The following is a 12054-nucleotide window of genomic DNA, read 5'->3' as shown; positions in this document are numbered from 1 at the left end:
CCGAGACGCGGATGCCTCGACCCACGCGGGTCGAGGCATCCGCGTCTTGGTCACGTCAGCGCCGGCGCGTCGTCCCACCAGCGCAGCACCCGCAGGGCGCGCAGGGTCGCCCACCGGCTCGGGAAGCCGTCGTGCTCCCCCTCCATCGTGAACAGCACCGGGCCCTCGTGGTGATTCTCGAACGGGAACAGCCCACTGTCGAGACGCTTCTCGCGCAGCAGCTCGATCGCATCGGCGCAGCGCTCGTCGCGCTCGGGCCGGGCGAGGCGGAAGTACTCCAGGCCGCGCAGCACGTCGTAGAACCAGCGCCACGGCACCGAGATCATGGTCATGCGGAGGTCCGGCACGGTGCCGTCGGACTTGCGGCGGAACAGCCGGCGCTCGAGCAGATACTCCTCGCCGCGACGGCGGGCGGCGCGGTGCTCGTCGCTCGCCTCGGCGACCTGCTCCCATGCCCACAGTCCTTCGAGCGCGCAGATGGTGGAGTGGAAGGAGCTGGGTCTCGCCGTGTCGTCCTCCCAGCAGTTCCACCCTCCGTCGGAGTGCTGCGTCGCCAGGAGCGTCTCGGCGATCGGCGCCGCATCCCGTGAGAAGTACGCGCCGACGGCGAGCGCGATGCCGTTGATGCACGGCTCGACCTCGCCGTCGAAGTAGGGGGCGCCGTTGTACTCCCAGCGGGCGCTCCCTGCGGCGCGGTCGACGGCGCGGCGCACCGGCTCCGCCGCGGGGTCGGCCCCGTACTCGGCGAGCGACTGCAGCGAGAAGTGGGTCGCCGTCCATGCGTCGAAGAAGGGACGGTTCTCGTCGATCCACCCCGGGCGATACGTTCCGCCGTCCCACAGTCCGTCGTCGCCCTGCTCGGCGAGCAGTGCCGCGCCCCACCCCTCGGTCGCCACGCGTGATCGCTCGGCCGCGACCTCGTCTGGTGCCGCGTCCGTCAGGTCGCGCATCACCTGCCAGCGGATGGCCGGATCCCCGGTCATGAGGTACTCGATGACGTCCATGCCGGGAATGCTAGACCGACCCGAAGACACGACGACCGGTGCGGCGACGCCGTAGCCCCGTAACACACGGCCGGCCGGCGACCCGGCACGCGAGAATGGACCGATGGACTGGCAGACCTCCGAAGACACGGTGCCCAGCGCGCCGGTCACGGAGGCCGACGCCCGCCTGCTGCGCGGCCGCCCGCCTGCCACGGGAGCGTGGCGGGACGGCGACCCGCCTGGCGACCGGCACTTCGCCGCGTTCGGCGCCTTCCGCACCGAGGGCGGTCGCGAGCTGCCGGCGTACCGCCTCGCCTATGAGACCTGGGGCGAGCTGAACGCGACGCGCGACAACGCCGTGCTCGTGCTGCACGCCCTCACCGGCGACAGCCACGTGCGGGGTCCGGCAGGCGCGGGCCACCCGACGTCGGGCTGGTGGGACGACATCGTCGGTCCCGGCGGCCCGATCGACACCGACCGCTGGTTCGTGGTCGCACCCAACATGCTCGGCGGATGCCAGGGCTCGACCGGGCCGGCATCGATCGGTCCCGACGGCTACGAGTGGGCCTCCCGCTTCCCGTACCTGACCATCCGTGATCAGGTCGCCGCCCAGGTGCGCCTGGCCGACGCGCTCGGCATCGACGTGTGGGCCGCGGTCGTCGGCGGATCGATGGGCGGGATGCACGCCCTCGAGTGGGCGGTGTCGCTACCCGACCGGGTGCAGCGCGTCGCGATCCTCTCCTCGCCGCCGGTCAACACCGCCGACCAGATCGCCCTGAACTCGGTGCAGCTGGAGGCCATCCGCATCGACCCGCGCTTCCAGGGCGGCGAGTACTACGACGCCCCCGACGGCGACGGACCCACGCGCGGGCTCGCACTGGCCCGTCGCATGGCGCTGCTGAACTACCGCTCGCCCACCGAGCTGAACCAGCGGTTCCAGCGCTCCTGGCAGTCGGGCGTCAGCCCGCTCGGGCACGGCGGCCGCTTCGCCGTCGAGTCCTACCTCGACTTCCACGGCAACAAGTTCACGCGGCGCTTCGACGCGAACTCGTACATCACGCTGGTCGAGGCGATGAATTCCCATGACGTCGGCCGCGACCGCGGCGGCGTCGACGACGCCCTCGCGCGCGTCACCGCGACGGCGCTCGTGCTCGGCATCGACAGCGACCGGCTCTTCCCGATCGACGGACAGCACCGGATCGCCCGCGGCATCCGCCGCACGCTCGACGGTGATCGCGCCGTCGTGCTCACGAGCGACTTCGGCCACGACGGCTTCCTCATCGAGACCCACGCCGTGGGCACGCACCTGCGACGGCTCCTCGCCGCCTGAGCATCCGGCCGGCCGACGTGTCGCTCAGCTGCGCTGGTAGCGCCACGGCAGCGACCCGATCTCCAGGCGATGACGGGAACCGGATGCCTCGGCCGGGGCATCCGGTTCATACTCGTCGTCGCCGTGCCACAGCAGGACCGGGCCGTCGCCGCTGCGGCGGGCGACCGTCTCGAAGCGCTGGATCCCGCCGACACGAGCGGCGCCGAGGACCGATGCGGTGTCGTCGTGCCGGGCGAGGCCGTGAAGCGTCACCCATGTCGGCGGGTACAGTGTGAATCCGCCGCGGCCGTGGTCGGCCAGTGCGTCCGCCGGGCGGATCCATTCCGCCCTGACGACCTCGTCCGGCGCCGGAGCCAGGGTCCCGGTCGCGCCCGTCGCCAGGAAGAACCAGGTGCGGATCCGCAGGGCCAGCCCCGGCGGCGGGTCCCAGCACGAGAGGGTCACCACGGGCCGGGGGTCGACGATGAGTCCGGTCTCCTCACGTGTCTCGCGGATCGCCGCGCGCCGGGCCACCGTCTCCTCGGGTTCACCCTCGTCCGCACCGCGGTCGGCGGCTTCGAGCTTGCCGCCGGGGAATACCCACGCCCCGGCGAACGAGCCCCGGTCCGGACGCTCCATCATGAGCACCTCGAGCCCGCCGCGCGGCCCCGCGCCGTCGCGCAGGAGCACGACCGTCGCGGCGACCGGGATCGCGGGATCGGTGGCGTCCTCCGGTCGACGTGTCCGTGCGCCGCCGATCGAGTCGCTCAGCGCCTGCAGTGCGCGGTCGGGGGGCGTCGGCTGCGGCATCCGTCCACGCTATCCGGTCCGGCGTCGCCGGCGCCGGGCCTCACTCGTCGCCGGCGCGCCGGTCGATGGCCGCCTCGAGGCGCTCGATCTTCCCGTCCAGCTCGCCGGAGTATCCGGGCCGGATGTCGGCCTTGAGCACGAGCGACACCCGCGAACCGAAGGGGAGGACGGCGTCGGTCGCGCGCTTGACGACGCCGAAGACCTCGTCCCACTCCCCCTCGACCTCGGTGAACATCGATGTCGTCCGGTGCGGCAGCCCGCTGTCGCGGACCACCTGGACCGCAGCCGCGACGGCGTCGTGGACCGAGCCGTCGGCGCGGCCGGTGCCGCTCGGGGCGACGGAGAAGGCGACGAGCATGGGGACCTCCGGTGATCGGGATGACGGTCGCGGGGCGCCGGGGACGGCGGTGGTGGCGACCTGGGCTCTACTCTGTCACGCGCGCACGGACAGCCGGCCGCACGCGGACGCGGACGAGTCGCACCACCACCCATGCGAACAGGGCGAGCAGCAGGACGTTGCGCACGGCGAGCAGCGCGACGGCGGCGGGCGCCGCGACGAGCACCGCGTCGTACGCGAACGGGAAGATCAGCTGTGTGAGCGCCAGGATGCCGAGGGTGAGGCCCGCCGGCGCCCACCACCGGCGGCGGTCCAGCACGAGGCCCACGACGACCGGGGCGACCAGCCACGTCATGTACTGGGGAGAGCCCACCTTGTTGAGCACGATGAAGCCGAGCACCAGGGCGGCGGCGAGAGCCGGGAACAGGGCCGCGAACGTCGCACCGCGCCACGCCTTGAGCGCGCCCAGGACCGCGACCGCGAGGATCCCCGTGATCAGCACCGGCGTCATCACCGAGACGACGCCGTCCACGCCCGGGCCGTCGACCTGGAACGTGATGAGGTCCGGGTCGTAGACCACGGCCGCCCCGGGCACTCCCGCCGCGGCCATCACCATGTAGACCGTGCTGACCGGGGCCTCGATCTGGAGCCCGCGCGTGGCCTGGTCGCCGACGAAGCCGAACAGGTGCTCGCCGCCGCCCGAGAGGAACACGGCCATCGCCACCGCGCCCGACACGGCCGCCGCCGCCCCGGCGATCGCCAGTCGCCTCCGCACGGCGACGAGCGCGGCGGCCAGCAGCGCGGCAGGCCACACCTTGATCCACGTCGCCACCGCGAGGAGCGCCGACCCGAGCCACGGGCGGCCCACGAGCCACAGGCAGCCGGCGACCGCGAGCGGCACCGTGACGGCGTCGAGACGGAACATCCCGACCCCGCCGAGGGAGAGGATCGCCGCCAGCCAGAACCACCCGGCCAGCAGCCGGCCGCGGGAGCGGCCCCGTCCGATGAGGATGGCGAAGCCGACGGCGTCCAGCGCCGTGACGATCAGAGCCCACGCGAGGGTGTAGTCCAGCAGCGCGGCGAGCAGGCCCGCGGCGAGGATCGGCACCTGTGCGAGCACCGGGTAGATCCAGTCGGACGTGATCCCGGGCGTCGCCTCGCCGGTGAGCGCCAGCCCCGCCCACCACCGGTAGAGCTGATCGACGTCCCAGGAGGCGGCGCGGTCGTCGGTGAAGCCCAGCCAGAGCACGACGGCGTGGACGAGGACGAACGCGATCCACACCACCGCCCGCCGAGACACGCCTTCATCCTAGGGACGGTGCGTGAGCGTCCTCGCTCCGCCGCCAGCGCGTCAGTCCGCGAGCGCCTCGGCGACCGCGCGCGGGAGCGCTTCGGCCACGTCGAGCGCCGTGATCGGCCCGCCGCCGCCGGGCGCCGATCCCGAACCGGCCGCCGCATCCGCTGCGGCGATCGCCCCGGCCCGCCCGTGCAGCCACGCGCCCGAGGCGGCGAGCGCGGCGAGGGCGGCAGCATCCGGCGGCACCCCCCGCGCCGTCGCTCCCGCCACGAGTGCGCCGATGACGCCGGCCAGCACGTCGCCGGTGCCGGCGGTGGCGAGCCACGGGGTGCCGGACCGGACCGTCGCCGCCCACCCGTCGGGCGCGGCGACCACGGTCACCGATCCCTTGAGCAGCACCACCGCACCGGTGGCCTCGGCGGTCTCGCGGGCCGCGACGACCCGGTCGTCCGGCGCGTGACCGAGTCCCAGTGCCGACCGCAGCCGCGCGTGCTCGCGATCGTGCGGTGTGAGGACGCGCGGCGTCGTGGCTTCGGCGGCGAGGTCGAGTGCCCCGGCGTCGACCACGACGGGGTCGGTGTCCGACAGCAGTGCGCGCAGCGCCGCGGTCTCGGGGGCTGTGCGGGCCGCGGCATCCGTCCCCGATCCGATCACCCACGCCTGCACGCGGCCGTCCGCCGTCACGGTCTCGGGACGGCGGGCGAGCACCAGCGCTGTGGGCCGCTCGGGGCCGAGGTAGCGCACCATGCCGAGGCCGGTGCGCCACGCCGCCTCGACGCCGAGCACGGCGGCGCCCGGATAGGCCGCGGAGCCGGTGCGCATGCCCAGCACCCCTCGGGAATACTTGTCGTCGGCGCCTGTTGGCCTTCGGAGGGCGCGGGCGGCGTCGGCACGCGTCCATTCCCGCGCCGCGTGCGACCGCTCCATGCGGCCACAGTACCGCTCCCCCCGACCGACCCGGAGAACCATGCCCCGCCTCTTCACGCCCCTCACGCTCCGCGACGTCACCGTCCGCAACCGCCTCTGGGTGTCTCCGATGTGCCAGTACAGCGCGGTGGACGGCGTACCGCAGGAGTGGCATCACACGCATCTCGCCCAGTTCGCCTCGGGGGGCGCGGGTCTGATCGTGGCGGAGGCGACCGCGGTGACGCCCGAGGGGCGCATCTCGCCCGAAGACGTCGGACTGTGGACGGACGCGCAGCGCGACGCGTGGGCGCCGATCGTGGCCGCCATCCGCCGCCGCGGCGCCGTGGCGGGGATCCAGCTCGCGCACGCCGGCCGCAAGGCGTCGACGTGGTCGCCGCTGACGGGACGCCGCGGGTCGGTGCCGGCCGACGACGGCGGCTGGGCCACCGTCGCCCCGTCGGCGGTCGCCTACGACGGCTACGCCGAGCCGGTCGCCCTGGACATCGCGGGCATCGACCGGATCGTCGCGGCCTTCGCCGCCGCCTCCCGCCGTGCGGTCGAAGCGGGATTCCAGGTCCTCGAGCTGCACGCGGCCCACGGCTACCTGCTGCACCAGTTCCTCTCGCCGCTGTCCAATCTGCGCGAGGACGAGTACGGCGGCTCGCTCCGCAACCGTGCCCGCCTGCTCCTGCGCGTGCTGGAGGCGGTGACGGATGCCGCACCCGGCGTCCCGCTCATCGTGCGGTTCTCGGCGACCGACTGGGCGCCCGGCGGCTGGAACGCCGATGACACCGTCACCGTGGCGCGCTGGGCCGCCGAGCGCGGCGCCGACCTCTTCGACATCTCCAGTGGCGGGCTGGTCGCGCACCAGCAGCTCACGACCGGCCCCGGCTACCAGGTGGAGCTGGCGGCCCGGGTGCGGCGCGAGGCGCGGGTTCCGGTGAACGCCGTCGGGATGATCGACGACGCCGCCCACGCCGAGCGGGTGCTGGCCGAGGGCGCGGCCGACGCGGTGATGGCCGGCCGCGAGTGGCTGCGCGACCCGCACTACGGCCTGCGCGCGGCATCCGAGCTGGGCGCCGAGATCGACTACTGGCCCGCGCAGTACCTGCGCGCCCGCCCGGCCGGCGCGCGACGCCCGGCCGCCTGATCCGGCGCCGCCGCTTCGCCGACGGCGGACGCCCGGGACCGGTCGGTCCTGGGCGTCCGGCGTGCAGGTCAGAATCCGGGGCGGCGGGTCGCGTCCTGCACCTCGCCGATGAGCTCCTCGATGATGTCCTCGAGGAACAGCACCGCCGTGGTCTCCCCCTCGTCGTTGCGCACCTGGGCCAGATGGCGACCGGCGCGCCGCATGACGGCGAGCGCGTCCTCCAGGTCGGTGTTCTCGCGCACCGGCACCATGTGGTGGATGCGGCGGGTCGTGATCGGGCGCGCGACGTCGTTCACGGCATCCGGTCCCTCCGCCGCCCGCAGGATGTCCTTCAGGTGCACGTAGCCCAGCGGCGCGCCTTCATCGTCGACGATCACGTACCGCGAGAACCCGTTCTTGGCCACCGCGCGCTCGATCTCGTCGGGTGTGGTCGCCTCGGGCAGGGTCACCAGCTGCGACAGCGGGACCGCCACGTCGGCGGCCTTCTTGTCGGTGAATTCCACCACCGCCGCGACGGTCCCGGCCGCATCGTCGAGGACGCCCTCGATGCGCGACTGGTTGACGATCGTGGCGACCTCCTCGAGCGTGAACGTCGAGGCGGCCTCGTCCTTCGGCTCAACCCGGAACAGCCGCACGATGTGGTTCGCGATCCAGTTCAGGCTCACGATGACCGGGTGGAACAGCTTCGACACCCAGACCAGCGGGGTGGCGAGCATGAGCACGGCGCGGTCGGGCACCGAGAACGCGAGGTTCTTCGGCACCATCTCACCGAACACGACGTGCAGGTACGACACGAGGATGAGCGCGATGGCGAACGCGACCCCGTCGACGACCCCCTCCGACCACCCGGTGAGACCGAGCGGCTCCGCGAGCAGGTGGTGGATCGCCGGCTCCGACACGTTCAGGATCAGCAGCGAGCAGATCGTGATGCCGAGCTGACTGGTCGCGAGCATGAGCGTGGCGTGCTCCATCGCGTACAGCGCGGTCTTCGCCGAGCGCGACCCCTTCTCGGCGAGCGGCTCGATCTGCGACCGGCGCGCGGAGATGACGGCGAACTCGGCGCCGACGAAGAAGGCGTTCGCGATGAGGAGCACCACGAGCCAGGCGATTCCGGCCCAGTCGTTCATCGACGCTCACCGCCTTCCGTCGCCGCCGCGGCGTGCGGCACCGGGGTGGGGGCGAAACGCACGCGGTCCACGCGGCGCCCGTCCATGCGCTGGACCTCGAGAACCCCGTCCTCGATATCGACGGTGTCGCCGACGGCCGGGATCCGTTCGAGGACGCTCATGATGAACCCGCCGACGGTGTCGTAGACGTCCCCCTCGGGGATGCGGATGCCGATGCGGTCTCGCACCTCGTCGGGCCGCAGCTCGCCGGGGAAGATGACGGCGTCGTCGAGGCGGACGATTCCGGCGCGCCGGCGGTCGTGCTCGTCGAGCACCTCGCCGACGATCTCCTCGACGAGGTCCTCCAGCGTCACGACGCCGGCCGTGCCGCCGTACTCGTCGACGACGACCGCCATCTGGTAGCCGCGGGCACGCAGCTCGGCGACGAGCACGTCGAGGTGCACCGCCTCGGGGAAGCGCAGCGGCTCGGTCGCCAGTGCGGCGGCGGGCACGTCCGCGCGTCGCTCGCGCGGGACGCTGACGGCGGCCTTGAGGTGGACGATGCCGGTGATGTCGTCCATCGACTCGCCGTAGACCGGGAACCGGCTGTGCCCGGTGCGGCGGGCGAGCTGGATGACGTCCTCCGCGGAGTCGTCCGCGGCGAGCGCGTGGATGCTGGGCCGCGGCGTCATGACGTCGGCGGCGCTCAGGCGCGCGAAGGTCAGGCTGCGATCCAGCAGCGACGCCGTGTCCTGCTCGAGCACGCCGGCACTGGCCGAGCGGCGCACGAGGCTCGACAGCTCCTCCGCCGTGCGAGCGCCGGAGAGCTCCTCCTTGGGCTCGACGCCCATGGCCCGCAGCACGCCGTTGGCGCTCCCGTTGAGCACGACGATGGCCGGGCGGAAGACGGTCGTGAACGCGACCTGGAACGGCATGACGAGCTTGGCGGTCTGGCGCGGAACCGCCAGCGCGAAGTTCTTCGGGACGAGCTCGCCGATGATCATCGAGAACACGGTGGCGATCGACACGCCGATGACGGCGGCGAGCGGTCGCGACACGCCCTCGGGGATGCCCCACGCGTCGAAGACCGGGGCGAGCAGGTTCGAGATCGCCGGCTCCATCGTGTAGCCGGTGAGCAGGGTCGTCAGCGTGATGCCCAGCTGCGCGCTGGACAGATGCGTCGAGGTGATGCGCAGCGCACTGATCGTCAGGGTGAGCCGGGACTCGCCGGCGGCCTGGCGGGCCTCGAGGTCGGCACGGTCGAGGTTCACCAGCGCGAATTCGCTGGCGACGAACAGTCCGGTGCCGATGGTGAGCAGGAGCCCCACGCCCAGCATGACGTAGTCCATCACACGTCACCCCCGTTCGTCGGGGAGTCGGGTCGGTGGGGCTGACGTCTGCAACTGGGAGGGTCGTCCATCGTGCCGCCCAGTCTACGGCAGGCGCTCCGCGGCGCCGCCGGACGGGCGTGCCCGTGGATCCCGTCCGGCTTGCGGGCAGACGTGTCAACCCCCTCCGTGACGGTGGCCACCAGTCCGCAGGCTGGGGGGCATGACCGACACGAGCGCCGACCGGCAGACGGATCCCCGCAACGCTCCGTCACCAGAGCACCCCGACAAGCCCGACACGCCTCGCGAGATCGAGAAGCGATCCTGGAAGTACGTCTTCGTCAAGACGGCCAGGGAGTTCTCGGCGGACGAGTGCACCGACATCGCCGCCGCCCTCACCTACTTCTCGGTGCTCGCGATCTTCCCCGGACTCGTCGCGGTGTTCTCGATCTTCGGCCTCATCGCCGGCAACGGGCAGGCGACCGACGCGATCCTCGGGGTCGTCGAATCCGCCTCGCCCGAGACAGCCGAGACGCTGAGCGGACCGCTCGAGCAGCTCGCCGAGTCCCCCGCCGCCGGCTGGGGCCTCGTCCTCGGTCTTCTGCTGGCGATCTGGTCGGCGTCGGGGTACGTCGGGGCGTTCAGTCGCGCCATGAACCGCATCTACGAGATCCCGGAGGGACGCCCCTTCTGGAAGCTGAAGCCCGCACAGCTGCTCGTGACCGTCATCGGCGTGGTGCTCATCGTCGTGGCGCTGGTGATCCTCGTCGTCTCCGGCCCCGTCGCCGACGCGGTCGGCTCGGCACTGGGCCTGGGCGAGGTCGCGACGACCGTGTGGGAGATCGTGAAGTGGCCGGTGCTCGCGCTGATCGTCGTGCTGATGGTGGCGATCCTCTACTACGCCACCCCGAACGCGAAGCAGCCGAAGTTCCGCTGGATCAGCATGGGATCGCTGCTGGCGATCCTCACGCTCGTCATCGCCTCGGTGCTGTTCGGGCTGTACGTCGCGAACTTCTCCAACTACGACCGCACCTACGGATCGCTGGCAGGCGTCATCATCTTCCTGCTGTGGCTGTGGATCGCCAACATCGCGCTGCTGTTCGGGGCCGAGTTCGACGCGGAGCTGGAGCGGGGCCGCCAGCTGCAGGCCGGCATCGCGGCCGAGGAGGACATCCAGCTCCCGCCGCGCGACACCCGGAAGAGCGACAAGGCCGCCGAGAAGGAGCGCAAGGACGTCGAAGAGGGCAAGCGCATCCGTCTCCAGCACGAGGACGACGACGAGCCGGCGCGCACGGGCGGTGACCGCCCAGAACGCTGAGGCGGTGGCGGATGCCGCGGCCCGCGGCATCCGTCCTCGTCACCAGCTGACGGGCAGCGCCTTGCCCTCCTCGTAGCCGGCTGCCGACTGCAGCCCGACGCGCGCGCGGTCGTGGAACTCGGCCACCGTCGCGGCACCGGCGTAGGTGAACGAGGACCGCAAGCCCGACGTGATCATGTCGAGGAGGTCCTCCAGGCCGGGCCGGAGCGGGTCGAGGTAGATCCTCGACGACGAGATGCCCTCCGCGAACAGCTCCTTGCGGGCGAGTTCGTACGGCTCGAGGCGCCCGAACCGCTCGTGCACCGCCTTCGTCGAAGCCATGCCCCACGATTCCTTGTAGGCGCGCCCGCCCTGGTCGACCTGCAGCTCGCCGGGCGCCTCGATGGTGCCCGCGAACCACGAGCCGATCATGACGGATGCCGCGCCCGCCGCGAGCGCCAGCGCGACGTCGCGCGGGTAGCGCACCCCGCCGTCGGCCCACACGTGCGCGCCCATCATTCGGGCGGCCTCGGCCGTCTCGAGGACCGCCGAGAACTGCGGGCGCCCCACCGCGGTCATCATGCGCGTCGTGCACATCGCGCCGGGACCCACACCCACCTTCAGGATGGTCGCTCCGGCGGTCACGAGGTCGTGCACGCCTTCGGGGGTGACGATGTTGCCCGCGGCGATCGGAAGGCCGAGGTCGAGATCGGCCACGGTCCGCAGCGCCTGCAGCATCCCCTCCTGGTGACCGTGGGCGGTGTCGAGCACGAGCACGTCGACGCCGGCGGCCGCCAGTGCCTGCGCCTTGGCGGCGACGTCGCCGTTGATCCCGACCGCGGCGGCGACGATCAGACGGCCGGACGCGTCGACCGCCGGGCGGTAGAGGGTCGAGCGCAGCGCGCTGCGCCGCGAGAGCGTCCCGACGAGGTGGCCATGGTGGAGCACCGTCACCATCTCGGCGCCGGCGGCCACGATCACGTCGAACGCGTGGCGCGCGCCCTCGATGTCGTCGGCGTCCACGGATGCGGCACGCCCGCGCGCGAGGTCGCCCAGGCGCGCGTCGGGAAGGGCGGTCCCCAGGCGCGTCGCCGGCACGATGCCCAGCACGTCATCGGCGTCGATCCGGTCGCCGCCGGCCTCGGCCACGACGATCCCGTGCCCGTCGGTGGGCGGCAGCAGCCGCGCCGCGTCCGCGACGGTCGCGTCCGGCGGCAGGACCAGTGGCGTGTCCCACGTCACCGGCTGCGCCTTGACCCAGCGGATCGCGGCGTCGAGCTCCTGCAGCGGCATGTCCTGCGGGAGGACGCCGAGTCCGCCGCGCCGGGCCAGCGTGGCGGCCAGGCGCGCACCGGTGACGGAGTTCATGTTGGACGAGACCAGCGGGATGGTCGCCGTGGTGCCGTCGCCCGGGGCGAGATCGACATCGAGCCTGCTCGCGACGGCGGATCGGCGCGGAACGAGGAAGACGTCAGAGTACGTCAGGTCGACGTCGGGGGCTTCGCCGTAGAACTCCATGACCGCCAAGGGT

At 72.8% G+C, this 12054-nt stretch carries 11 protein-coding genes; 3 read left to right on the top strand and 8 right to left on the bottom strand.

The genetic code is table 11. The annotated features are described in order from the left end of the window. Positions 1-50: 50 nt before the first annotated feature. The gene (locus IR212_RS04885; protein WP_194397854.1) at positions 51-1004 is read right to left on the bottom strand and encodes a prenyltransferase/squalene oxidase repeat-containing protein; all 954 of its coding nucleotides are present in this window, start codon (positions 1002-1004) and stop codon (positions 51-53) included. Positions 1005-1107: 103 nt separating this feature from the next. Here IR212_RS04885 and metX point away from each other — a divergent pair, with 103 nt between their 5' ends. Further along, on the top strand, positions 1108-2313 hold the full coding sequence (metX, locus tag IR212_RS04880; protein ID WP_194397853.1) for a homoserine O-acetyltransferase MetX: 1206 nt from the start codon (positions 1108-1110) through the stop codon (positions 2311-2313). A gap of 24 nt (positions 2314-2337) precedes the next feature. On the opposite strand, the gene IR212_RS04875 is transcribed toward metX, so the two are convergent. The 4 genes from IR212_RS04875 to IR212_RS04860 all read right to left on the bottom strand — a co-directional run bounded on the left by IR212_RS04875 (position 2338) and on the right by IR212_RS04860 (position 5663). Beyond that, a complete protein-coding gene (locus IR212_RS04875; protein ID WP_194397852.1) occupies positions 2338-3102 on the bottom strand; it encodes an NUDIX hydrolase in 765 nt (254 codons plus the stop codon). Positions 3103-3142: 40 nt separating this feature from the next. Next, a complete protein-coding gene (locus IR212_RS04870; protein ID WP_194397851.1) occupies positions 3143-3460 on the bottom strand; it encodes a thiamine-binding protein in 318 nt (105 codons plus the stop codon). 67 nt (positions 3461-3527) lie between these two features. After that, positions 3528-4739, bottom strand: a complete 1212-nt coding sequence (locus tag IR212_RS04865) for a hypothetical protein (RefSeq protein ID WP_228479486.1) — start codon at positions 4737-4739, stop codon at positions 3528-3530. 51 nt (positions 4740-4790) lie between these two features. Further along, positions 4791-5663, bottom strand: a complete 873-nt coding sequence (locus tag IR212_RS04860; RefSeq protein ID WP_194397850.1) for an ADP-dependent NAD(P)H-hydrate dehydratase — start codon at positions 5661-5663, stop codon at positions 4791-4793. Positions 5664-5703: 40 nt separating this feature from the next. Between IR212_RS04860 and IR212_RS04855 the strand changes: the two genes are divergently transcribed. Then, complete coding sequence (locus tag IR212_RS04855; RefSeq protein WP_194397849.1) at positions 5704-6792, top strand: NADH:flavin oxidoreductase/NADH oxidase; 1089 nt, start codon at positions 5704-5706, stop codon at positions 6790-6792. Between the two features lie 68 nt (positions 6793-6860). On the opposite strand, the gene IR212_RS04850 is transcribed toward IR212_RS04855, so the two are convergent. Together IR212_RS04850 and IR212_RS04845 are read right to left on the bottom strand one after the other, a co-directional pair. Then, positions 6861-7919, bottom strand: a complete 1059-nt coding sequence (locus tag IR212_RS04850; protein WP_194397848.1) for a hemolysin family protein — start codon at positions 7917-7919, stop codon at positions 6861-6863. After that, positions 7916-9247 carry a hemolysin family protein gene (locus IR212_RS04845; RefSeq protein ID WP_194397847.1) on the bottom strand — a complete coding sequence of 444 codons (1332 nt, stop codon included), beginning with the start codon at positions 9245-9247 and terminating at the stop codon, positions 7916-7918. The genes IR212_RS04850 and IR212_RS04845 overlap by 4 nt, the downstream gene beginning before the upstream one ends. 202 nt (positions 9248-9449) lie before the next feature. Between IR212_RS04845 and IR212_RS04840 the strand changes: the two genes are divergently transcribed. Further along, complete coding sequence (locus IR212_RS04840; RefSeq protein WP_194397846.1) at positions 9450-10544, top strand: YihY/virulence factor BrkB family protein; 1095 nt, start codon at positions 9450-9452, stop codon at positions 10542-10544. Between the two features lie 39 nt (positions 10545-10583). Here the strand turns inward: IR212_RS04840 and guaB1 are convergent, their stop codons facing one another. Continuing rightward, a complete protein-coding gene (guaB1, locus tag IR212_RS04835) occupies positions 10584-12041 on the bottom strand; it encodes a GMP reductase (RefSeq protein WP_194397845.1) in 1458 nt (485 codons plus the stop codon). Positions 12042-12054 lie beyond the last annotated feature (13 nt).

The sequence above is a fragment of the Microbacterium atlanticum genome, assembly GCF_015277815.1.
Taxonomy (GTDB): domain Bacteria; phylum Actinomycetota; class Actinomycetes; order Actinomycetales; family Microbacteriaceae; genus Microbacterium; species Microbacterium atlanticum.
This window is presented reverse-complemented; position numbering and strand designations above follow the sequence as displayed.